Consider the following 22,433-nt stretch of genomic DNA (forward strand, 5'->3'; position numbering starts at 1 on the left):
GGGCTCTAACTTCTGGAGCCTACTAATGATATTTTATTACCTGTATTGTTTAATGAACCTTTGTCTGATTTACATTATTTGAAAATAATTTATCTAGAAATCATACGTTTCATTATTTTCAAATGATTGACTGCCTATTTCTTTTTCGTCGAAAACACTTATTAGGAAAATTCCTTCATCTACGATAACAGCCACAAGATTTTGAAATCTTTTAGAACGTGGAAAAGTGCGAATTAGAACAATATCCCCTTGTAGGAGTTCTACCATCTGCTTACCAACATTTGGAACTAATGCAACAGTATCTATTGTCTCAACGATTTGACCAGGCTTGCAAGGATAAGTTGCGATAATTCCTCTGTTTAAGTGCCATATACGTCCATCTTTTCCTAGTGAGAGTTGTTTTTTGTTGTGGCCCTTTTTATCTTCTTTTTCTATTTCTATTTCTTCTTCAGCTTTAAGCGAGAGAGAAAGAAAAAGGCCAGAAAGGGTTGCAATAAAGAGACGATGGGTGGAATTGTGTACGAAGCGTACCCTATCATTCTCATCAATTTTATGTTTAGTAAAAGCTTGAGCTAATAAATATTCTAAGTCAGTAGCTTGGGGATCAACTCCTGTAACTACTTTGCGTTCTCTTTCTAGTCCTAATGTATTACTGTCTCCAGTTTGGCTGTGAAACAGATAAGGGTGATCGTAGCTGGGATAATTGATAATATTCTCATTCATCCATGAGGTTGTAAGGGACTTTTCCGCTACCTTTTGATCGTTTTTCTTTGATCCATGGTCCCATAACCTGAATTCATCAATTAAGGAAATCAGCCCTTCATCATCACATGAAGCGTTTACTGTACCATTGCGAGCTGATAGATTCATGCAACGTGCATCATGCCTTTTTTGTAATGATTTTGTCTCTACTTGTCCATTGGATTTCCAATCAATATCCATATTATAAAGGCCGCCTGTGGCTCCTAAAAACATACGGCCATTGTAAATAAGTAGATCTAAAATCATAGGATCAAGCAAATTTATTTCTTTTTGCTCTACTAAAAACTTCTCGGGGACAATTTCGATGATACCTTTGGAGAGAACATCGACTGCATTTAAAAATGTTAAATTCATTTCCCAGTTTTTCATAAGCATTTTGAATTGTTCGCTTGCTAACCAATCGTTGCGGGTGAAAAGTAATGTTGGTGCTGGTATGGTATCAGGGTGATGCTGTACTTCAATTTGTTCTATCATTTTCTCTAGATTGTAGATTTGAAGCCTACGATCCACTGTTAGTCCAATTAGGCGTCCCATATAGATGTAGACATCATCATACTCACCAGGTAAAAACAGTTTGACTATTTTCATATCAACCCCTTCACAATCTTTTTTGCCATTCCCCGAGAGATCTCATTTGTATCTGCCCAGAACTTCCTTACAAAATCATCTGATGGCCGAGCGCTGTATGTATGAAGAGGGTAACCATGCCAGGGGTCTTGTTGATTTGTAGGATGAGGGAACTTACAAATGATTTCGTTCTCAGTACCAAGGGATGTTTTAGCTTGATTATGTATTCCCCAGTAGTCGCCTTTATTATCTTGCCAATTTTTTTTGTCTGCTGTACAGAAGATATTATACTCTGTATCCCGTGAGATATTGGGATCCCATAAACTTTTTTTCCCTCCGGTTGAGGTACGGCTACGATGATAATTTAGAGAGAGGTAGTGTTTACCTGATAAAGTTGGGCCGAACAACTGTCCGTCATTATGTGTATTCATTACAGTCATATTGGTATCCATACCCTTTATGTGTTTTAGTACATCTTAATAAGAATACAGTATAATCTAAATGTTATCAATAACTTGTATTGATGCTTGGGACTTTTGAGTGTGGAAAAAGTTGATTAGATACTTATTATCCTCATACACCCTTAGACCAATCACAATGAGATGGTAGGAGCTGGTTCGTAAAGATTTATATTGCATACCAAAGGCTTTCAGATCCTGGTGTTTGCCTGTATAATAGTCATCAGAACAATTATGATGCATGTAATAAGAGTCTTATAGGATGTAGGTGATATATTTTGGCTCGTAGAAAAAGTAGTAACAGTACACACCGATCAGATGCCCAGGGCGCGAATCAGTCGATTCTTCCTCTGGCCCTTCAGTCTGATGGACATCTTTCTATTTCTGAACTGGAGACATGGTTGTGGGATGCAGCGTGTGTGATTCGTGGCGCGGCAGATGCCCCCAAATATAAAGACTTCATTTTGCCTCTGGTCTTCTACAAGCGTCTCTCTGATGTCTTTGAAGATGAATGTCAGCAATATTTTGAGCTCTATGGCAGCGAGGAACTCGCTTATGAATTTATCAAGGTGGACCATCAGCAGGCGCTTTTAGAGGGCCGTGCTCCAATGGTTCGTTTCTTTGTACCTGATGAATATCGCTGGATCAAAGTTCGTAATCATGGTTCGAGTGATCTTGGTGAATTTGTGACCAGCGCTATGCGCACGGTTGCTAATCTTAATCCAACTCTGAAGGGTGTCCTGGATGTCAAGGACTATAACGAACGTCAAAGTGGCGAGCGTACCCTTGATGATGGTCGCCTGGCAGCTTTGATCGAAGTAGTGAGTCGTCACCGCCTGGGACTCCATAATGCAGAGCCTGATATCCTTGGGCGTGCCTATGAATACTTGCTGCGTAAATTTGCCGAAGGGCAGGGCCAGAGTGCAGGCGAGTTTTATACACCCAAAGAGGTGGGATGGCTGATTGCATCCCTGATTAATCCCCACCCACAGAGCACTGTCTATGATCCAACATGTGGCTCTGGTGGTTTGCTCATCAAATCTCGCCTGTATTATGAGGAGCATGCTAAAGATAAAGCTAAATCCCCCCGACTCTTCGGCCAGGAGTTAAACCCGGTTACCTTTGCAATGGCCAAGATGAATATGTTCCTGCATGACTACACTGATTCTAGCTTTGCCGTTGGCGATACCTTCACAAAACCTGGCTTTGGTGCAGAAGGTTCAGGGTTGCAACAGTTTGATTATGTTGTTGCTAATCCTATGTGGAACCAGGATGCCTATGAGGAATCTTTCTATGAACACGATCCCTGGGGGCGTTTCCAACACTTTGGTTATCCTCCTCACTCGTCTGCTGACTGGGCATGGTTGCAACATATTTATGCTTCATTGAATGAACATGGCCGGGCTGCTGTCGTGCTTGATACAGGGTCAGTGTCGCGTGGTTCTGGTAGTAAATCCAGCAACCGTGAGCGTGATATTCGTAAGAAATTTGTTGAGGAAGACATTATCGAATGTGTGATTCTATTGCCGGAAAATCTCTTCTATAATACCTCTGCTCCCGGTGTGGTGATAATGCTGAATCGTGATAAGCTGATCGAACGCAAGCATCAGATATTACTTATTAACGCGTCGAACTATTTTGTGAAGCGTAAGCCCAAAAACGAGCTTACTGGTGAAGGTATCGAGGTGATTAAACAGGCATTTTATAGTTGGGAGGAAATCGAGAAGTTAAGTCGATTAATTACAGTAAGTGAAGTTAGTAAAGTTGACTACAATTTGAGCCCATCTCAATTTGTGGATGTGAATGATATTGTGACACATAGATCTCTGCGATTTATTATGGAAGATCTTTTAACTGTGAAATCTAATAGAGAGCAAGCTGATATTCAGCTTTCCAAATTGTTAGCCAAATTAAATTTAGACATTACATTCTAGAAGGGCTGAAGAAGTTTTTAATGGATGGGATTAGAGAATATGATTAGCCAAATAGAAGTTCTTGCAAATCAAGGGCAAAATCATTGGCAGGCTAAAGTTTTAGGGTCTGTTATAGATGTATTTGATAAGCAAAGAAAGCCATTAAATGATTCACAGCGTTTGATGATGAAGGGAGTATACCCTTATTGCGGAGCCAATGGCATTGTTGATTATATCAATGACTATCTTTTTGATGGGGAATATATCCTTTTAGCTGAAGATGGAGGATATTGGGGTTCATTTGATAATTCTGCATATTTAATGCGTGGTAAGTTTTGGGTAAATAACCATGCCCATATTTTGAGTGCACGAAAGGAAACAGTCGATAACCTTTTTCTTGTTTACTTACTTAATTATATGAATATTGGTTTGTTTATTACAGGCACAACACGTGGCAAACTTACTCAAGGGACAATGCTGAATATCCCTATCTTTTTTCCACCTCTTCCTGAGCAACGAGCTATTGCCCATACTCTACAAACAGTGCAAAACACAATACAGGTACGTTGCAAAGAACTTGAACTTGAACGTGAGCGTAAAGCGGCGTTGATGCAGTACCTCTTTACATATGGAACATGTGATGAAGTGCTAAAGCAAACAGAAATAGGAATGATGCCGAAGAAGTGGGAAATAGTAAGATTGGGAGAGGTATTTGAAACTCAGTTAGGGAAAATGCTTTCTCAAAAAGCCAGAACTGGAAAATCTTCCAAGCCATACATGCGAAATGCCAATGTCCAATGGGGAAGAGTAGAGTGTGAAGATGTGCTGGAAATGGACTTTGATGAAAGAGAAAAAGAAAAATTTCGGTTACAGTATGGTGATATTTTGGTGTGTGAAGGTGGAGAAATAGGGAGAACGGCTATTTGGAGGGATGAGCTTGCAGAATGTTATTTTCAAAAAGCTATTCACCGGTTGCGTCCTCGTGGAAATCAAATGTTGCCAGCATTTTTTCTCCATCATATGGAACGTGCTTTTAGACATCAAAATATATATGGAATTGCTGGAACACAAACTACAATTGCTCATCTCCCTCAAGATAAATTATCGGCAATGCGTATTCCCAAACCCCCAATTGATGAACAGCGAGAAATTGCTCAAATTTTAGATGCTTGTGACAATAAACTTTCAGCTCTTGAAAAAGAAATCACCTTACACGAAGAATTTTTCCGTACCATGCTCGAAGAATTGATGACTGGTCGCTTATCGGCTCTCCCACTGGTGGAGTAGTAAAGGAATTTTAGCGTGTGCAGTGAACGAAGGACCGTTCAGGTGCCAATGATTGGGTATGCTGTACAGATAGGTTGGCTGCCTCTGGATAGGAAAGTGGCTTTACGGCGGCGGCGAGGGGATGGTGGGCGTTTTTTATATGATACTTTGAAGCAGCAGTTGCTTGCACTCAATCCCGGTGTGCTTAATGAGCAACGAGCGGAGGAGGTAATACGCCAACTCAATCTTCTTAAGCCAACCATCGAGGGGAACCGTGATGCTTTACTCTGGCTCAAAGGAGAGAAATCTGTCTTTGTGCCTGAAGAGAATCGTGAACTCAATGTTCGTCTGATTGAATTTGAGGATATCAAACTCAATATCTTTCAGGTGACCGATGAATGGCGGCAGCGCGATGTCACTGGTCTTGCCAATCGAGCTGATGTGGTTTTTCTGATCAATGGTTTACCCGTTGCCATTGCTGAAACGAAGAAAGCAAATGCGACAGATGGCTTGTCTGCAGGAGTTGATCAGATCCGTCGTTACCATCAGGAAACGCCAGACATGCTGACCATTCCTCAGGTCTTTGAAGTCACACAACTGAAAGATTTCTTTTATGGTGCGACCTGGAGTACAAGTCGCAAGAATCTCTTCAACTGGAAAGAGGTCGTTTCAGGTGACTTTGAGCAGAAAGTGAAGGATTTCTTTGACCAGCGGCGTTTCCTGAGAGTACTACAGGATTACATTATCTTCCTCTCTAAAGAGGATATCCTCACCAAGGTTATTCTGCGCCAGCATCAAGTGAGAGCCGTTGAGAAGGTGGTGCGGCGTGTCGAGGAAGGCGAAAAATATCATGGCTTGATCTGGCATACGCAGGGGAGCGGTAAGACGCTGACAATGATCACTATTGCGGCTCGTCTGCTTCAAGCTCCAAAGGGTGAGAAGCCCACCGTCATCATGATTGTAGACCGCAACGAGCTAGAGAGCCAGCTTTTCAAGAATATCCAGGCATACGGCATTAACAACGTTAAGATTGCTGAGAGTAAGCGTGATTTACAGGACATTCTTGACTCTGACTATCGTGGCCTGGTTATCTCCATGATTCATAAGTTCGATAAGATTCGTGAGCGTAGTAATATGAGCAAACGGATCATCGTGCTGGTGGATGAGGCACATCGTAGCACAGGTGGTGGCCTGGGCGACTATCTTATGGGGGCCATCCCTAATGCCACGTATATCGGCTTTACGGGTACTCCTATTGATAAGCTCTCACAGGGCAAAGGGACCTTCAAAGTCTTTGGTGTTGACGATCAACAAGGTTATCTGGACAAGTATTCGATTGCCGAATCTATCGAGGATAATACCACGGTCAGATTGAATTATGCACTGGCCCCCTCGACACTGCGCGTTGATCGTGAGACACTAGAAAAACAGTTTCTCGATCTGGCCGATGCAGAGGGTGTCAGCGATATCAACGAACTGAACGCCATCCTTGATCGTGCTGTCGAGCTCAAAGAGATCATAAAAGCTCCTCAGCGTATTGAGCAGATTGCGCAGTATGTTGCCGAGCATTATCGTAGCACCGTTGAGCCTATGGGTTTTAAAGCGATGCTGGTAGCTGTTGACCGTGAGGCGTGCATTCTCTACAAAAAAGCTCTTGAGCAGTATTTGCCATCCGATTGGATCGAGGCTGTCTACTCTCCGGCCCACAATGATACTGGCGATCTCAAAAAATATGCGTTGAGAGAAGATCAAGAGAAAACCGTTCGGCGTGATTTCCTGAAGAAGGACAAACTGCCAAAGATCCTCATTGTCACAGAAAAATTGCTCACAGGGTATGATGCACCTATCCTCTATTGCATGTACCTTGATAAGCCGATGCGCGACCATGTCTTACTGCAAGCGATTGCACGTGTTAATCGGCCGTATGAAGACGAAGACGGCCAGGTCAAGCCTTGTGGGTTTGTACTGGACTTTGTTGGTATCTTCGAAAGGCTTGAGAAAGCACTTGCGTTTGATTCTGACGTCATTGATTCTGTGATTGAGAATATTGACACACTCAAACAACTGTTTGCCACCTGGATGAAGGAACTGGCTCCTCAATATTTGCCTTTTACACGTGCGCGTGATGACAAAGATATTGAGCGTATGACGAGCTACTTCTATAATGATAAAAAGCGGCGTGAAGAATTCCTCACCTTCTTCAGGCGGCTACAAAATCTCTATGAAGTGCTTTCTCCGACATCCTTCCTGCGTCCTTACCTGGAAGACTATGAGCGGCTAGCTGACCTCTATATGTTTGTTCGTCGTGATATTGATGCTGTCTCGCCTGATAAAGAATTGACCCGGAAGACGCGTGAATTGTTGCGCCAGAACACGACGAGCAGCCCGCTACAATTGCCGGGAGCGATTCGTGAACTTGGAGCGAAACAGTTGCTGATGCTCAAAGAAAGTAACGTATCTGACACTATCAAGATATTGAATTTGCGTAAACTGATTAATGTGGTCGTAGAGGAGAAGGCCAAATACGAGCCACACGTCATTCCGATTGGTGAGCGAGCTGAGGCGGTTACCAAGCAATATGAAGAGCGCCATATTGCGACCCAGCAAGCGTTGGATGACTATGAAAAGCTTGCTGAGCAATATGTTCACGCCAATGAGCAGCGGCAACAATTAGGGCTTGATGCCAATGCCTTTGCCATTTTCATGGAATTACAGCAAAATGGTATAACCAACGCAACGCCTGAGCATGCGAGGGCGATTGATGACCTCTTTAAACAGTATCCTGAGTACAAGTGGAATGATCAACAGATGCGCGAAGTGCGCCCACGGCTCTATAAGCAGCTTCACCCATTGTGTGGTGTGGTAAAATCAGTAGAAATAGGAGAAAAAATTTTCAGACTAGAGCGAATTTGAAACAAGAAGTAAAGACCACAAAGCAACATTTTAAACGCTGGACAGACGATGAAGAAATGCGTTGGTCTGTTCAGCAGTGGGCCACCAGAATGGGGGTCAAGATTCCCAACATCCGTTTCCAGATGATGGAAAATCAATGGGGAACCATGACACCTTCTGGCTGGCTCGCCCTTGATCCTATGCTCCTCACTATGCCCAAAGAACTAGGAGAGTATGTCATCGTGCACGAACTGACCCATCTCCTGGCCCCCAATCATGGCAAGATATTTAAGCTATTTCTGTATGCCTATATGCCCGACTGGGAAGAGCGAGAGCAAAAGCTGCAGGGATATTCAACCCCAAGAGCGTGATAGATTAAACACCCTCAATAGTGGGCCACTATCTGGCACTTAGCATTATGGACTGTTGAGATGATGCCAGACCGGTTGTAGTGCCACTTAAAAGCGGGTGGTGATCTGTAACAAATCCGCTATAAAGGTGATGGAGTTGCTGAGGGGGGAGCCGATTTTGCCCTGAATAGTGCGTCCTTGCCCCACGCACAACCAGCCATTTGTCAGGAGTATGGTTGTTACTCCTGACAAATGGCCTTTATTCTATGTTAGAGTACCTCCGTATGAGGATCTATTTGGATGGTAAAGACATTCGCAAGTTCATCAGAAAACACATATGTGTAGGAATTAAGTTCATTTTTATATCTGTAATAGAGATAACTGATGAAGGCCCAACTAGACATTTCTGGATCGTCCCAGTAACCACGCACGACACCTGCTAACTCGTTCGTCTTCAGTAGATACGCAAATTCCTCCATTTCATTCGCCGAGCATATTACAAATGGAGCTTGTTGCGTAAGTCCAGAATCAAGCCCTAAATGGAGTAATTTTCCCTTGACAATTTCTCGAAGCGTTTCAAGCTGAGGACCCATTAAACGCCAATTTTCTAGTGTAACAACACAAATAAATGGGCATTTAGTTGGATCATACGGATATTGTTGCGAGCGGTATTTACCATTTTTATATGCCTCAAGAGTTTGATAGGATTGCACTATTGCCTCACCAGCTACCTCAAGCTGAGCACGTAGCTCGTTATCATCTTGAATAGTTATCTGTGCACCGATGGTCATACGTTTAGTCTTGCACTCAATGAGCATAAAAGAGGTTGGCTGGTCGATAATCCAATCGGCACGCTTTGGTCGTGTATCAAGTTCTTCTGGATAAACTTTAACAAAACTATCGTTGAATGTTTTTTCAAGCATTTGACCAATGTAATCCTGGAACGAAGTACCAAATGCTTGATCGAAACCTCGCTCTTTTATGAGATCGTAAAACAATCCTGAAGTAATACGCCAGAAAAGCAGGGTAGGCATAGGGCAAATATGTACTAGCAGCCCATTTAATTTTGTAAAAATTAGTGGGTGGCTTTGCAGGGCATGGAACTGATACATGAATGTATCGTCGAGTTTACGCTCGGCTATTAAGCGCTGCTTCATTTCCTTCGTAGATAACGAATATAGCAGCATAAACTTATCGTAATCTGCATTGGTGATGCCTGATAATGCCAACTCATCAAGTGGATAGTTTATACCAAGGTATTGACTGGTATATTTAACCCACAAGCCAGCACCAATCGTAAATAGCTGCTTTGTTGATAGGCCGATCTTTGTTTTTACTATTGGCTCAACTGCAGCATGTCCAAAAATGCGACTGTAGCGAACTAGGCTCGTCTTACTTGGTAACTCGGTTTGATATTTGAACTGTCGATGGGCCAATCGGACTGTGATTTCCTGTAATATTTTTTCATCATCCACTAAATGTTGGGAAATATAATTATCAACCTCCCTTAGCTTGTCTACAAGGCTAGAAAAAGTGTTCCATTTACGAGCAGTGTCGCTCGTGGTTAGTTGAGGATTACAGACAATAATTGCTTCACGAGCAAGAACTTCCATTTCCCAGGGCAGAATGATCCACTCGTTTGAATATACGACTGAATGCACTTCCATATCTATTGGAAATGGGGTTCGTGTACGCAAAGTTCTAAAGGCAGAGTAAGCTCTGATCACGCCTAGTGTGTCGTTAAGGTCAAGCTTTCTCAGTGCGTTTCTTAATGGCGTCCAGCCCCCGTAAGCGTTGTTTAACATACAACAATTATACTATTGTCCCTCTTAAAAGAAGTCAGAACGAGCTGCAATAGTATTTATAGGCAGATCAGGATTTGTACAGGTCTAAGATGTGTGCTGTAAGCCACTTGTTTGTGAAGCGCATAATTCGTGCTAGTCTGGTTTTAGCTCACTACAAAGTTCCTCAACAACATACAACTAGTATTTGGTAAATGATCCCCAGGGTCAAAATTGTCGAACCTTGAGTCTGTTGTCCCACCTCGCCTGGTCCAGGGAAAGCGCGAGATGCGCGACATACTGACCACCAAAATTACCAACGACCGTGCGCAATAATCTGTGTCTGGAGAGGCTTTTCAGGCTATCAATGGTTGTGCTGCTCACCCTTCAGGGAAATTACCAGTTGCCCATGTATTTGCAGTTCCTCAAGATCTGGTCGTGGTCTGTAACCGATTGAGGTTAACTGGTTGTAGTCCTTCTCAAACCTCATTTTCATTGCGTAAGGCTTCTAGGTATTACAAATTATGGGAAAAGCGATCAAAATATGTTGCTTTATGATGCTGTGAATAATCGTTGTTAGGGAGCATATCTGTGTGTATGCGATGTCTCGTGCCACTGAAAGATATCTTCCAGGCTGGTCACTATAGTTTCGTGGGGCCACCTGGATAGGGTTTGCTCGTAGGTCGTGGTTAGTTTATTGAAGTAGAGTCGTGATCCTAGTTTTTTTGCCAGGGTTGCAGCCTCCTCCAAGACCTGTGTGCCGCTCTCAATATTGTTCTGGGCAAAGTCGATTTCTGCCTGATAATAGAGCAGGTCTAGTTTGGTGATGGGTTCTTTCTCACTGTCCTTATTAGTCCTTTGCAATTGGATTAGTGCTTGCTCAGCCTCTTTGGGTTGTCCCAGAAAGAGGTGAGTTTGAAGGTCTGCAAACACATAGAGAGCGTAATGGGAGGACCTCAGGTGCTGGTAGGCAGGGTCATTCTCTGGAACCTCTGGATAGCAATCATAGGCCATGCCTTTGGCTCGCATCGCTTCTTGAAGATTGCCACGCATGGCCTGAACTTCCGCTAGTCCAGCATAGGCACGTCCTCTCGACAGTGCAGTGATGCGTTCATCACTAAATAGTGAGACTGCCTGTTGATATGCGTGCAGGGCCGCCGTACTCCGTTTGCGATGGAAACCAATATTCGCAAGTGCAATGAGGGACGATACCTGCAGGTTCGGGTCTGCCGCCAACGCCGCAAAGTCATAGGCCTGACGAGCGAGTTGTTCCCCTTGTCCGAAGTTCTCCCGATCTGTGGCTATCTCACTGGCGAGTTGCAGCGCCAGTGAGGCCAGTTGTGCTGCTGATATTTGCTGTGGTCCTTCGACTGAGGCCAGATGAGCCGTGTGCGTTATCAGTATGGGGAGGAGATCCTCAACCTCTTGAGGGCGGCCCGCGAAGTAAATATTCTGACAGGCGATAATACTTTTTGCGTATTGAGCAAGTGAATCATTGCCCCAGAAGTGTTCCAACGTTTGTGAGACAGCACCGCTGGACAAGCCTGATGGCAGGAGCAGCCCACCAAGCACACCTGTGGCTATCTTTTTATTGACCTCTCGGCGTGAAAATGTCACAAAGCCGAGGTCTTCTGGTGACTTGTTCAAGGCCTGGCAGATGCGATTGATCGTATCACCACGCGGCATGGTCCCATTCTCGGCTCGTTCAACGCTCGCTCTTGACACGCCAGCCAGGTTCGCTAGAAGCTCCTGGCTGAGTTGCTGGTTCACACGTTCCGCTCTTAGCTTCTCGTTCTTCATGTCTGCTCCTTCCTTTATGATGCTGTACCAAGATTACTATAGCATATCCACGCACTTAATGCTTTGATTCAAGCATCAAATGAACAAGCGTTCTGCATTATCCTGCACAAGTGAGGGATAAGTGAAGGTTTAGTGATGCATTATATAACAATTAATTTATTAAACTAGATTACATGGATCAGAGAGAGAGCCCTTCATTCTATGGACTCTCTCCATAGAGATCCCTCCTCTATCCCTTTCTCTTTTTTGGTCTCTGCATATTGTTCTTGGACACGTGTTATGCTGAAAGGAATCACTTATGGTTACAACACTGCACAATCATCCTGACATTACAAGGAATGCGTCATCTCTGAAGTTTATGTGGTTAGAGATTACCGGAAAGTGCAATCTTTCCTGTCATCATTGCTATGCAGGCAGTTCTCCATCTGGCCATCACGGGCTTATGCATGAAAAGGATTGGAGACGAGTTATTATGCAGGCTGCCCAATTAGGATGTAAAAGCATTCAGTTTATCGGAGGTGAACCAACTGTCCATCCCCAACTCAATCAATTTATTCGTTTGGCGACAGAGCTTGGTATGAGGGTTGAGGTCTATACCAACCTTGTCTCTATCAAGCAATCGCATTGGCAAACGTTTCAGGATTGCGGCGTGAATATCGCGACCAGCTTTTATACCGCTAAGCCAGAGATTCATGAGGAAATTACGCAGGGAAAATCTTCATGGAAAAAGACGGTTGACAATATTCAGACTGTTCTGAATCGAGGATTACCATTACGTGTAGGTCTGGTCGAGATGCGCCCTGATCAAGACATCGATGAAACACAGCAGTTTCTTCAGCAGCTTGGCGTGACACGTGTGCGTGTTGATCATACACGTGGGGTTGGGCGTGGAGCCGAGCTGGTCCAGATTACACCTCGACCGGAAGATGAGTTATGTGGAGCCTGTGCCCGTGGACGAGCAGCTATTATCCCAGATGGACGAGTATTCCCATGCGTGTTTTCGCGCCATCTGACAATCGGGAACGTCCTCCAGAACTCGCTTGAAGACATTATTCTTGGGGAGAGAATGGGCAAGACGCGGGCACAGCTCACCCTCTTTTTCCGGAGTAAATTTCCTCAGCAACAGTGTATGCCAGATGATTGTGGGCCAAATACGTCCTGTTCTCCTGAAAGCGGCCATACGCCAAAAATGGAGTTCCCTTGTATGCCAGCGACTGAACCATATCTGGCCACACAAAATCTCTCGGAACTCCAAAACTGGTGCGAACCACATGAGTGTGACCCGAATTGTGAACCTGGCGAATGTAACCCCGACTTGTGTCAACCATCGCACACATGCATCCCTGATTTCAAAGATCCTTGCACTCCAGCCCAACCATGTTCTCCTGATGAGGAGTCCTGTGCCCCTGAATGGAATAAGTGTGGACCTGATGATCGCTAGTTTGCTCATTTGTCTTGATTCATACATTCATGGCCGTCTATCTGGTGGTAGGCGGTCCCTTCCTATTTGGAAGCATTCATATACTGTCTATAGACCAATCTGGGTCTGCATCTCAATTGGATGAGGATGTAAGGAGAAAAGACGAGTATGACCATTGAGAATATTATGTGTCCCCACTGTAAAGGCGTGATGGAACTCCGGAAACAAGACACGAGTTATACGAGCGGAAAGACGAAATATTACCATCGACAATTCCTGGTATGTCGCGCAGATGATATCTGGATGCGGCTAGAAACGCCGAAAGAATCATCAGAACAGAACTTCCCAACAAAATAAAGTGATAGCACCATAAAATCCATTCTGGTGGAACTGGAGCAGGCGATCCTGTCCCAGTTCTTTTGCATAAAGGGCCGGACATGGACAGTTTTTCTTATTATTGGTTTCAGATATTTACTAATGATGCCTGTTTTTCCATGCAGACCCCAACATTTCGCGACACATGTTTTAGCTCATTGCACCTGGATGCCGACATGCTCAAGGAGACGTCGACAGAGTTCGGCACGATACTTGATCGGCATGCGACCAGGAGGGCCGTGCGAGTCTGAGCCTGCACTGATCAGCAAGTCATGCTGTATTGCATAGGCCAGATAGGTTTCCACTTGTTCTGGAGAGTGTGTGGGATAGTAGACTTCGATGCCATCAAGAGGGATTTCAGCGCGCACTTGATCAAGGAGTTCCGGTGTGTAATTGGTGAATTCCTGAGGTTCTTGCAAACCGCGGCCTGGATGCGCAATCAAGGCAACTCCTCCACTTTGGTGTGCTGCCTCAACGGTCTGGCCTATATCCGCCTTCATTTCACAATAGCCAGCGTCGGTCAACAACGTCAAGGCGCTCGGCCAATCCGAGACCATACCCTGCTTGATCAACAATTTGCCACAGTCACCTGCCACCCGTAGATCTTGAGGATGTGGAAATCGGTAGCCTCGGCGCTGTAACTCTTCATACACTCGCTCTGCATTGTCTTTCTGGCGTTGTCGAACGTCATCTGCAATGGTGCGAAGTGCCTGATTATGAGGATCAAAACCAAAACAGAGGACATCAGCCATCTTTCCATGAAACTGGGCACTTATTTCTACAGCAGTGAGAACTGGCACCTGTTTTTGAATCCCCAGGTGTTGGATGCGTTCTACCGTATCTATGCGGTCGTGATCTGTCACCGCAACAAGGCCAAAACGTTCTTGTGCGAGATACTCAAAAAGTTGCTCTGCTGACCAGCGTCCATCACTATACGTGGTATGCATTTGCAAGTCGATTGGCGTAGTAGAGGATATCTGTAATTGCAAGTAAAACTCCTTTATGACGTTTTTAAAGAGAACAAGCACCAGTAAAACCGTGCTGTGATATGAGCACTTTTGCTCTCATGTATGAAAAAGCAGATAGCTCAAGCGCCCAACTTCTGGATTATTTCGCAAGGAGGTAGCTTGAAGCTGCTTATAGAGGGTCTTGATGCGCTCCACATTCACACGTGAGCGCATGGTACGGGCAAGAGGCAGCGCTTCTTCATCATTCCGATTGTACGTATTGAACATGTTGTCAAGCTTGTTTGTATCATCCTACTCTCTATTTGAATAGGCAGGTGTGTATTTGCTAATGAAATAATGCCTTTGCGAGAGATACTTAAGAGGCTTGCAAACATATTCGCAGGCCTCTCTATTTTATTACCCTATTGGGAGTGTTTCCTTTACCCCAAAACAAATGAAGCGCATGGGGTCGATCCGGTATTCTTTAGATAATGTTCTATCTGGGCAGGTATGATGAAGCGATCGCCGGGGGCAACGGTTTGTATTTCATCGCCTTTAAATTGAAAGGTACCTGTGCCTTCGAGGAAGTAAAAAATCTCTTCCATATCTTGATGGGCGTGGTTTTTTACATCTTCACCAGGCTCGACGTACACCTCATTTAAGAACATCAATTGAGAATTCACATCCTCATGTTTTAGAAGCACCTTTTTGAGGGCTCCATGGCGCGTTGGCTCTAAAGCGGCTTCAGAAAGAGAATATTTTGCTGCTTGTCTATTCATCAGGAAAATCCTCCAGTATATTTAGATACTATTTTTTCCAGCGCGATAGACGCTGGTGTGTAACCTTCGGAGAAACGCATTTTTGTTTACTTGTAGTCTTTGATGGGCCAGGAATTCTACTCTGTAGATTTTATCGAGAAGCGTTGGGAAATGTTGTTCTGCTGGTTTACGTAATTGATCAGTTAGCCGCAGTGCGCCTTCTGGATCGGTAAAGATCATACATTGCGCTTTTGATGTTTGTATGACAAGGGCAGGAATGCATAGTATTATATTTTTAGAGAAGATCGCCTTTTTCTCTGTACATCTTGATGCGTTCTTGCTCACTTTTAACGAGCGTGCGGTGTGCCTGAGAAAAAAACCAGGTGAATGGGTTCCAATCATCAGCATCGGCGTAGTAGTTAATAATCTCAATACCATAGGGTTGAAATACTTTTGCAAAGGTAAGATAGGTACGGAGTTGGTGAAATGGAGAGGTGACCAGAATCACGCGTCGCATATTGTTTCTTTTCACAATTTCAAGGACATATTCTGCGTTCTCTCTCGTATGTAACGATTCATTTTCTACAATAATATGCTCTTTAGAAACCCCTAGTTGTACTGCCCTGGCCTCTATATAGGTAGATCCTAACCCTTCATCCCACTTCTCTGCTGCTCCTTTCAGATCTTTCTCTTGAATACGCCCTTGTACAACCGCTCGTTGTAGCTCTTGTATTGATATCAAATTGGGCGCATCATTGATCTTCATAGAAAACCTTCCACTGCCAATAATGGAGGGCGCCCATCCGTCTTTGTAGAGCTGTACCGCAGTCTGAATTTTTCCGTCGAGAAACTTTATATTGCCTCGTGTCCCTGCGAGTACAACAACAGCATCCGCCTTTTTAAGTTTGTCTCGCAAGGCAAACCGTCGACCTTGTTTGTAGAAAACTAACCAGGAAAATAAAGGAAATACAAACAATCCGCTTATAAGGCTCATCAACAAAAGCCATTTTTTTTGCATTAGTTTAACGTAAGTGTTGCTCCTAATTGGGCAACACTCTTTTCCTTTCTATATGGAGAAGAATTTAACAAAGTATATAAATTCTTCACACGTGCAATTGTCTTCTGGGAACCAATGGTATGCGCAATGTGAAAGGCGTCTATTGCTGTTTCGGCACTTTCATCGATGCATCCCAGGCCATAATATGCCTCAGCTTTTTGTGCAATTAATCGTGCCCGTCCTCTTAAATGCATGGGGTTATACTGATGTAATCCAGTATTTAATAAGGGAAGAGCCTGCCCATACTCTTTTAAGAGAACCGCATTAACGCCTTTTTGCGCCATCACTGAGGTCGTAGTAATATCACAATAGCTGCATTCTTTTATACCAGGTTTCGCTATCAACAATTGTTCAGCCAAATGAATAGCATCCCACGATTGACGTTTGTGCTGTGACATGGCATGTGCTTCTGAAAGTCCTTGAAGAATGTATCCACGTAAACCAGGAAAATGAGCATCCTCAATAATAGACAGAGCACTTTCAAGGTACTGAATAGCATCTATAGGCTTTTGCTGCTGTATACATGTCACCCACGTCGCGCAAGTGAGGAGGATTTCAATTCATGATTATTCAATTCATCAGCAGCAATGTATGCTTTCATGTAGGCGTTATGGGCGTGAGTATAGTCCATCCTATCCCTGAAAAGACATCCTTGGAGTTGATAACTGATGCTAACTAAGGACAACGCTCTTGCTTTTTGTTGGCCAGCATCAGTTACTTTTGCAGTTCTTTCGACCTCAGTTAGCCAGAGGCTAAGGCCGTCCAAGGCTTGAAGCGTATCCCCTTTGTAATACGTTTCCCAACGCACAGCCACTTCGTTTTCAAAAAGCCCTATTTGGTCGTTATTCAACATGGAATTGATAAAAGGCTTTATGCTATCACCTAGCCCTGATAATACTAATGAAGTACCTAGCATATGAAGAAAATCGCGTCTTGCTGTAGTCATATTAGACCGCTCCAATTCTTGTACTACCTCCATTATAGCTTGTAAAACAGAGATAGAAAGCATAGAGATTACTTCTTGGAGTTGAGAAGCGTTTAATGTGGTTATAGGCGATGTATTTTTATGCTCGAAATGTTCTAAGAAACCCAGGTCTACAGTGGTTAGTCCAAACAACACACATAATTGCTCTTTGTAGTACTGGCTTGTTTCTCGCTCTCCCGTTTCCCATCTACTGACCATATCTTTACTCGTGCCAATCGCCGCGGCTACCTTTTTTTGCGACCAACCTCGAAGTTCTCTCTGATACTTGAGTTTGTGATTTGGTTTTTTCCTCTCGGCGTCCATTTGAAACCCCTCCACAAGAGTGTACTACAATATTTCGGTCAAATTATAACATCTTTCCCACATCCCATCTATTCGACATTTTTTGGCATGAAAACGGCATTTTATTTAATCATAAAAAGAGCTATCTTAGTAGTGGCAGATGAATACTATAGACCACACGAGACATTCCAGAGGGCTTTAAACAGATAGCCAGCACTCACTGCATCCATCATGATTTTTCACTACCCATTATTCAGGAGGAAGGACAATGTGGCCGACCCCAGAAATCTTTGAAGTTCATCGATATCATGGCTTGTCGAGCGAAACATGCAAGCGAATAGGGGTATATACCTTCCAATTTCATGAAGATGGAAGTGGCGTTACCATCCAACGAAACATCTGGGGAAGGATAGAAGCGACCTGGATCATCGCGCAACCTGACTTTGGTTCCGTTGAGGAGGCCGTAAAAAATCACTGGTCTTTACTCAATCGCATGGTCGTCAACGCTTTTGATGACTGTAACCAGGAACTACAAAGGCTGGTACATGAAAACAATCATCCATAGAAAGGAATAACCTCATGGGGAGAAAAAGCCCCTGGGCCACGACTGATATATTTAACCGCAACAGAAAATATAAGCATACGAGCGAAGATGAGAGAGGGTGCACCAAAAAGCGCATAGGCTTTTATACCTTCCAATTTCATACAGATGAAAGCGGCGTAACTATCCAGGCTGATACCTATGGGTTTGTCACAGATACGTGGATCCTGAACCTGCCAACCATGAGTTCTCCTGAAAAAATGGTCGACAATCATTGGCACTTATTAGCATTGATGCAGTGTAATGCCATGAATATATTGCAGCACAAGCTTAATGTGCTCACTGGGATTGAACAACTTGATAAAACAGAGATGGATTGCTTTTGGTGCATTTCCTAACGCTCCTTTCCGCAAATCTGGTCAGGCTTGATATAGACATGGCTGAATAGCTTCAGTTTACTCGAAGGTGCAATTTTGATTGTTCCTTTTGCAGCGAAATTTTCCAGATGCCTGATCTAAGCCTTAATGAGCTTGAGTTAATGAAAAATAATCTTCAAGGGGTTCAACGTGTCTTCTTGTCCGGCGGTGAACCACTCCTACGCAAGGATTTCGTCGAGATCGCAGAAATGTATTCAAGCGATTTCATCGTGGGATTGCCCACAAATGCAACCGCCGGAAAAGCTTTAGCACAAAAATTAGGAGGCGAGGTTGCTTTTGTCAATATTGGACTTGAAGGTCCTAGAGCCATTACAAACAAAGAACGTGGCGACTATAATATGATTATGAAAGGTGTTAGAGCATTTTACGAGGCTGGACTACCTTTATCATTCTCTGGGGTCATGTATCGTTCAACAATTAACGGTTTGCCATTTCTCTATCAAATTGCCGATATATTTGAGGCAGGCAAGATTAAGCTTATTATGCCTATTAAAAAAGGCAATGGGCTCTTTTTAAAAGAAGAGGAATTCCTTTCGCAAGAGGAATACGAGGGCCTTTTTCATAGCCTGACCGAAATGCGTCAACAGTTTGGGTGGACTCCTTCGGTGCGAATGACCACCTGGACGCCACAAAACGAAGGCTATTCTATCCTGGCCTATCCCAACGGGGAAACGTATGCGTGGCCTGTCTATGATGCTGAGGATAAAGTGATGTTTCTTGGGAACCTTAAAGAAGAAACCATTCAGGAGATTTGGAAAAAATACCCATTCAAGAAGAATCACCTTACAAAATACCTTGGGAAAAGTATTATGGTCGCTGAATAACGCGCACAAGATAACAAACATGATTATTGAGCCGACATTGAAACATGTTTTATGTCTCAATGTCGGTTTCTCATTGGGGCGATACTCCTAAAAAGGTTGGAAGATAATGTACCATTTTGAAAAAGAACTGGATAGCCATGTCCCATCCGTCATTGGATTTGATGTAGAGTGGACCAAGAATTTTAGGATCAAAAATGCGAATAAGGCTTTTTGTTACTCGGTCGTTTGGGTTTCTGATCTGGCAGTGTGCAATGTCAATTATTTAGAAGACACCCTACACTTTGGATTCAAGATGAATTACGTCGAGTCCGATGCAACCGATGAATGTCAACAAATGTGTGATGAAGCGAATAAACATGTTGCCTCATTTCTCAGTCCACGTAACACAGTTGTAGGCCATCAGTTTACCAGTGATATCGGTGTCTTGCTTGCCTGCAGTGAACACAAACTTGAGGCCATTGAAACATTAAAAAAATCCTGGCAAAGCAGAAACCAAACAGACGCAAAGCAGGTGAACGTTTTTGATACCCGTTACGATCTCCCTGACTCCAAAGAAGTAGAAAGTAATAAGTTGGTGAATGTGTGTCCCGTATGGCAACTCAATGTTCTGCAGCCAGAAATTCATGGGTCAATGACCAAAATGCAACGGGATTTTTACGCACGCAAAAAACAGCATCAACTTATCATGGAAAAAATTGCTGTTCTCAATATCCGTCACAGCCTTTCTTCGGTATTGCTCTACCTTTTTTATCTTCATGGTAAACCAGACCACATGGTAAACATTAACACTATTTTGTATCGTAACCTCAAAGATACCTTTGACTATGTTCGTTCACCAGCGTTTGCGACTCTACTCACGCCTTTAATACCTTCACCTGTATCCTACTAAAAACTCCCCAAAGAACGTGTGAGTATGCCCTTTGTGGCCTGGAAGCGATTCTGAGAGGTTTGGGGATAGGAGAGGCTAGTGGACAAAAGAAACGATGAGAGCCCTTCTAGGAAGAGGATGTATGCAAATGAATAGGTTATTAGTAGGTGTCTGGCGTTTACTGCGGGGACCGTTACAGTGGTACGCTTTATGGTTCGCACATCATAAATTTATTATTGGTGTTTCTGGGGTTATTCTTGATGATCAGCAACGCATTTTGCTTCTCCGACATACATTTTGGAAATCTGGATCTTGGGGCTTACCCGGTGGATATGCTGAACACAGTGAGAAACTAGAAGAGACCTTATGTAGAGAGCTAAGAGAAGAGACTGGTTATCAAGTGCAGGTAGAAAAGCTCTTACGTATAGTAAGTGGCTATAAATTGCGGCTAGAGGTGAGTTTCGTTGGCAATTTGATTGGAGGAAACCTACAGCTGGACCCAAAAGAAATTATCGATGCACGATTCTTTGCTATCGATGAACTCCCAGAAGGGCTTCTCCCATCCCATCGGGACATTATCGCGCTGGCCTTCTCAGAATAATCTGCGAAGCACCGACCGCTCCAAAAACACAAGCCGGTTCAAATCGCAAAGATCCTGGATACCTTGCCGGATTCTGGTAGCGGTTATCGACCAAGGGATGATGATCTATTAAGCTCTTCTTTGCTTTATGATGAGATGTATGAAAAATACGATGCCGAGGGAAATCGCAAAAGTGATGGTTACCGCCATTACAGATTGAGCTGATGACGTAGGAATGAACAGCTCTTTTTTCAGTCCGAACCCAATCGTTAAAAGCAGGAGATAAAGGATGATTGTGCACCCTAGAGGATAAACGATATGGGATACCATCCAATCGGAGACAGGTCTTTGTGGATGGGGTGTTTGAATAATAGCTATATGAGTGTGGGCTGGATGGCTGTCTACGGGTACAGTTGTTCTAGGTGAGTAGATGGTTGTTTGTGAGTGTCTATTTTCAGGATATGTTGTTATGGTTTGACTGACTGCTTGTTCTGTTTGCTGGTAGGGAGAATGTATTGCTTCTGTGAATGTCTGTACAAATGTATGGATATTCGCGTAACGGTGATCAGGTTCTTTGGCCAGGGCTTTGAAAATAATCTTTTCAACCTCTAGGGGTAGTGTGGGAACTGCCTCACGCAGTGATGGTGGTAGCGTACAGAGATGCTGTGTACATACTTCGGTAGTTGAACCTTGAAATGGCACCTTTCCACTGATCCACTCATAGATCATGATGGCTAGCGCATATTGATCACTAGCAGCGCAGGGCTTCCCTTGTAGCTGCTCAGGGGCCATATAGGCAATTGTTCCAATCGCAGCTTTCGTGCTTTGCTGTACTGTTTCCTGAAGGAGTGCAATGCCAAAATCACTGAGTAAGAGCTTATTATTTTGGTCCAGTAAAATATTTGCAGGCTTGATATCCCGATGTACTAATCTCTGATCGTGAGCATATTGAATCGCCGCACCAATTTGGGTCACATACGAGAGAATAGTTTCCAATGATAAACGCGTCCCCTGGGCGTGGCGCTCGCGAAGGGTTCCATGGGGAGCATATTCCATAACCAAATAGGGAAGCTGTTCAGACAGTCCAAATTCGAGCACGCGTACAATATGTGGATGATTAAATTGAGCAATGAGCTGCGCTTCGCGCTGGAAGTTTTCTATCGCCAGCGGATCAGCAAAACGTGTTTGTAATAATTTGATGGCCGCCTGTCGTTGAAGAAAGAGATGCTCACCGAGATACACATCTGCGAAACCTCCGTGCCCTATGAGTTGACACAGTTTGTAATTGCCTATTTGTCGATTCTTTACGTTTTCCATTTTTTGATCTCTTCTCTTCTTAATAGCGCATCCTTTCTTCTTATAGTAATACTATGAGGCACAAATATGCAAGACTTTTTCAGCCTTTTTTACTATGTTTGACCTAAATTTACCTTAAGGAAGGAGATTTTTGCTGTAGTTAGTGGAAAGAAATTTGATGACATCTATCGCCCTGTCTAATCATTGTTTTCTTGTTCAATTAGGGCGATCAATCGGATGGTCAGCAGAGTCATTGGGTGTAATGTATTTGACT

21 protein-coding genes and 1 pseudogene are annotated in these 22,433 nt (G+C 43.7%); 10 read left to right on the forward strand and 12 right to left on the reverse strand.

Features of this window, described 5'->3' with window-relative positions:
- Nucleotides 1-93: 93 nt before the first annotated feature.
- Both KDW_RS15485 and KDW_RS15490 read right to left on the reverse strand, forming a co-directional pair.
- Nucleotides 94-1,350, reverse strand: coding sequence for a hypothetical protein (locus KDW_RS15485; protein ID WP_151756791.1), 1,257 nt, complete (start codon nucleotides 1,348-1,350; stop codon nucleotides 94-96).
- A complete protein-coding gene (locus KDW_RS15490) occupies nucleotides 1,347-1,769 on the reverse strand; it encodes a hypothetical protein (RefSeq protein WP_151756792.1) in 423 nt (140 codons plus the stop codon). The genes KDW_RS15485 and KDW_RS15490 overlap by 4 nt, the downstream gene beginning before the upstream one ends.
- A 296-nt stretch (nucleotides 1,770-2,065) precedes the next feature.
- Here KDW_RS15490 and KDW_RS15495 point away from each other — a divergent pair, with 296 nt between their 5' ends.
- From KDW_RS15495 to KDW_RS15510, 4 genes are read left to right on the forward strand one after another with little or no spacing between them, the layout of a single operon-like run.
- Complete coding sequence (locus KDW_RS15495; RefSeq protein WP_151756793.1) at nucleotides 2,066-3,721, forward strand: type I restriction-modification system subunit M; 1,656 nt, start codon at nucleotides 2,066-2,068, stop codon at nucleotides 3,719-3,721.
- 24 nt (nucleotides 3,722-3,745) lie between these two features.
- A complete protein-coding gene (locus KDW_RS15500) occupies nucleotides 3,746-4,987 on the forward strand; it encodes a restriction endonuclease subunit S (RefSeq protein ID WP_151756794.1) in 1,242 nt (413 codons plus the stop codon).
- 15 nt (nucleotides 4,988-5,002) lie between these two features.
- A complete protein-coding gene (locus tag KDW_RS15505; protein WP_198925279.1) occupies nucleotides 5,003-7,879 on the forward strand; it encodes an HsdR family type I site-specific deoxyribonuclease in 2,877 nt (958 codons plus the stop codon).
- Nucleotides 7,876-8,229 (forward strand): M48 metallopeptidase family protein, encoded by a 354-nt coding sequence (locus KDW_RS15510; RefSeq protein ID WP_198925280.1) that lies wholly within the window; start codon nucleotides 7,876-7,878, stop codon nucleotides 8,227-8,229. The genes KDW_RS15505 and KDW_RS15510 overlap by 4 nt, the downstream gene beginning before the upstream one ends.
- Nucleotides 8,230-8,477: 248 nt before the next feature.
- Here the strand turns inward: KDW_RS15510 and KDW_RS15515 are convergent, their stop codons facing one another.
- Together KDW_RS15515 and KDW_RS15520 are read right to left on the reverse strand one after the other, a co-directional pair.
- Nucleotides 8,478-10,013, reverse strand: a complete 1,536-nt coding sequence (locus KDW_RS15515; RefSeq protein WP_151756795.1) for a hypothetical protein — start codon at nucleotides 10,011-10,013, stop codon at nucleotides 8,478-8,480.
- A 552-nt stretch (nucleotides 10,014-10,565) separates the two neighbouring features.
- On the reverse strand, nucleotides 10,566-11,789 hold the full coding sequence (locus KDW_RS15520; protein ID WP_151756796.1) for a helix-turn-helix domain-containing protein: 1,224 nt from the start codon (nucleotides 11,787-11,789) through the stop codon (nucleotides 10,566-10,568).
- Between the two features lie 298 nt (nucleotides 11,790-12,087).
- On the opposite strand from KDW_RS15520, the gene KDW_RS15525 reads away from it, so the two are divergent.
- Nucleotides 12,088-13,230 (forward strand): radical SAM/SPASM domain-containing protein, encoded by a 1,143-nt coding sequence (locus KDW_RS15525; RefSeq protein WP_151756797.1) that lies wholly within the window; start codon nucleotides 12,088-12,090, stop codon nucleotides 13,228-13,230.
- 509 nt (nucleotides 13,231-13,739) lie between these two features.
- Here KDW_RS15525 and KDW_RS15530 read toward each other — a convergent pair.
- The 7 genes from KDW_RS15530 to KDW_RS15555 all read right to left on the reverse strand — a co-directional run bounded on the left by KDW_RS15530 (nucleotide 13,740) and on the right by KDW_RS15555 (nucleotide 17,634).
- On the reverse strand, nucleotides 13,740-14,573 hold the full coding sequence (locus KDW_RS15530) for a PHP domain-containing protein (RefSeq protein WP_233097706.1): 834 nt from the start codon (nucleotides 14,571-14,573) through the stop codon (nucleotides 13,740-13,742).
- Between the two features lie 75 nt (nucleotides 14,574-14,648).
- The gene (locus KDW_RS31775) at nucleotides 14,649-14,819 is read right to left on the reverse strand and encodes a hypothetical protein (protein WP_162005267.1); all 171 of its coding nucleotides are present in this window, start codon (nucleotides 14,817-14,819) and stop codon (nucleotides 14,649-14,651) included.
- Between the two features lie 152 nt (nucleotides 14,820-14,971).
- Nucleotides 14,972-15,310 (reverse strand): cupin domain-containing protein, encoded by a 339-nt coding sequence (locus KDW_RS15535; RefSeq protein ID WP_151756798.1) that lies wholly within the window; start codon nucleotides 15,308-15,310, stop codon nucleotides 14,972-14,974.
- A gap of 21 nt (nucleotides 15,311-15,331) precedes the next feature.
- On the reverse strand, nucleotides 15,332-15,529 hold the full coding sequence (locus KDW_RS15540; RefSeq protein WP_151756799.1) for a hypothetical protein: 198 nt from the start codon (nucleotides 15,527-15,529) through the stop codon (nucleotides 15,332-15,334).
- A gap of 55 nt (nucleotides 15,530-15,584) precedes the next feature.
- Entirely contained in the window at nucleotides 15,585-16,283 is a 699-nt protein-coding gene (locus tag KDW_RS15545; RefSeq protein WP_162005268.1) for a YdcF family protein, read from the reverse strand.
- A 23-nt stretch (nucleotides 16,284-16,306) separates the two neighbouring features.
- Nucleotides 16,307-16,744, reverse strand: coding sequence for a hypothetical protein (locus tag KDW_RS15550; RefSeq protein ID WP_233097707.1), 438 nt, complete (start codon nucleotides 16,742-16,744; stop codon nucleotides 16,307-16,309).
- 128 nt (nucleotides 16,745-16,872) lie between these two features.
- On the reverse strand, nucleotides 16,873-17,634 hold the full coding sequence (locus tag KDW_RS15555; protein WP_151756802.1) for a helix-turn-helix domain-containing protein: 762 nt from the start codon (nucleotides 17,632-17,634) through the stop codon (nucleotides 16,873-16,875).
- Nucleotides 17,635-17,881: 247 nt separating this feature from the next.
- Between KDW_RS15555 and KDW_RS15560 the strand changes: the two genes are divergently transcribed.
- The 5 genes and pseudogenes from KDW_RS15560 (at nucleotide 17,882) to KDW_RS15580 (ending at nucleotide 20,884) form a co-directional block, all read left to right on the forward strand.
- On the forward strand, nucleotides 17,882-18,178 hold the full coding sequence (locus tag KDW_RS15560) for a hypothetical protein (protein ID WP_151756803.1): 297 nt from the start codon (nucleotides 17,882-17,884) through the stop codon (nucleotides 18,176-18,178).
- A 14-nt stretch (nucleotides 18,179-18,192) separates the two neighbouring features.
- The gene (locus tag KDW_RS15565; RefSeq protein ID WP_151756804.1) at nucleotides 18,193-18,552 is read left to right on the forward strand and encodes a hypothetical protein; all 360 of its coding nucleotides are present in this window, start codon (nucleotides 18,193-18,195) and stop codon (nucleotides 18,550-18,552) included.
- Between the two features lie 65 nt (nucleotides 18,553-18,617).
- A pseudogene (locus tag KDW_RS15570) lies at nucleotides 18,618-19,415 on the forward strand (radical SAM protein); the annotation flags it as partial.
- Between the two features lie 106 nt (nucleotides 19,416-19,521).
- Nucleotides 19,522-20,304, forward strand: coding sequence for a hypothetical protein (locus tag KDW_RS15575; RefSeq protein WP_151756806.1), 783 nt, complete (start codon nucleotides 19,522-19,524; stop codon nucleotides 20,302-20,304).
- Between the two features lie 127 nt (nucleotides 20,305-20,431).
- Nucleotides 20,432-20,884: an NUDIX domain-containing protein gene (locus KDW_RS15580; protein ID WP_151756807.1), complete on the forward strand. Its 453-nt coding sequence runs from the start codon at nucleotides 20,432-20,434 to the stop codon at nucleotides 20,882-20,884.
- Nucleotides 20,885-20,992: 108 nt separating this feature from the next.
- Here the strand turns inward: KDW_RS15580 and KDW_RS15585 are convergent, their stop codons facing one another.
- Complete coding sequence (locus KDW_RS15585) at nucleotides 20,993-22,180, reverse strand: serine/threonine protein kinase (RefSeq protein WP_151756808.1); 1,188 nt, start codon at nucleotides 22,178-22,180, stop codon at nucleotides 20,993-20,995.
- Nucleotides 22,181-22,433 lie beyond the last annotated feature (253 nt).

This window comes from Dictyobacter vulcani, from assembly GCF_008974265.1.
Taxonomy (GTDB): Bacteria; Chloroflexota; Ktedonobacteria; order Ktedonobacterales; family Ktedonobacteraceae; genus Dictyobacter; species Dictyobacter vulcani.

Coding starts and splice junctions, on each gene's coding strand:
- KDW_RS15565 (WP_151756804.1), top strand. CDS start 18,193: ATGGGGAGAAAAAGCCCCTGGGCCACGACTGATATATTTAACCGCAAC.
- KDW_RS15560 (WP_151756803.1), top strand. CDS start 17,882: ATGTGGCCGACCCCAGAAATCTTTGAAGTTCATCGATATCATGGCTTG.
- KDW_RS15540 (WP_151756799.1), bottom strand. CDS start 15,529: ATGATCTTTACCGATCCAGAAGGCGCACTGCGGCTAACTGATCAATTA.
- KDW_RS15490 (WP_151756792.1), bottom strand. CDS start 1,769: ATGACTGTAATGAATACACATAATGACGGACAGTTGTTCGGCCCAACT.
- KDW_RS15550 (WP_233097707.1), bottom strand. CDS start 16,744: ATGTCACAGCACAAACGTCAATCGTGGGATGCTATTCATTTGGCTGAA.
- KDW_RS15555 (WP_151756802.1), bottom strand. CDS start 17,634: ATGGACGCCGAGAGGAAAAAACCAAATCACAAACTCAAGTATCAGAGA.
- KDW_RS15545 (WP_162005268.1), bottom strand. CDS start 16,283: ATGAGCCTTATAAGCGGATTGTTTGTATTTCCTTTATTTTCCTGGTTA.
- KDW_RS15575 (WP_151756806.1), top strand. CDS start 19,522: ATGTACCATTTTGAAAAAGAACTGGATAGCCATGTCCCATCCGTCATT.
- KDW_RS15520 (WP_151756796.1), bottom strand. CDS start 11,789: ATGAAGAACGAGAAGCTAAGAGCGGAACGTGTGAACCAGCAACTCAGC.
- KDW_RS15585 (WP_151756808.1), bottom strand. CDS start 22,180: ATGGAAAACGTAAAGAATCGACAAATAGGCAATTACAAACTGTGTCAA.
- KDW_RS15500 (WP_151756794.1), top strand. CDS start 3,746: ATGGGATTAGAGAATATGATTAGCCAAATAGAAGTTCTTGCAAATCAA.
- KDW_RS15485 (WP_151756791.1), bottom strand. CDS start 1,350: ATGAAAATAGTCAAACTGTTTTTACCTGGTGAGTATGATGATGTCTAC.
- KDW_RS31775 (WP_162005267.1), bottom strand. CDS start 14,819: ATGTTCAATACGTACAATCGGAATGATGAAGAAGCGCTGCCTCTTGCC.
- KDW_RS15515 (WP_151756795.1), bottom strand. CDS start 10,013: ATGTTAAACAACGCTTACGGGGGCTGGACGCCATTAAGAAACGCACTG.
- KDW_RS15535 (WP_151756798.1), bottom strand. CDS start 15,310: ATGAATAGACAAGCAGCAAAATATTCTCTTTCTGAAGCCGCTTTAGAG.
- KDW_RS15525 (WP_151756797.1), top strand. CDS start 12,088: ATGGTTACAACACTGCACAATCATCCTGACATTACAAGGAATGCGTCA.
- KDW_RS15580 (WP_151756807.1), top strand. CDS start 20,432: ATGAATAGGTTATTAGTAGGTGTCTGGCGTTTACTGCGGGGACCGTTA.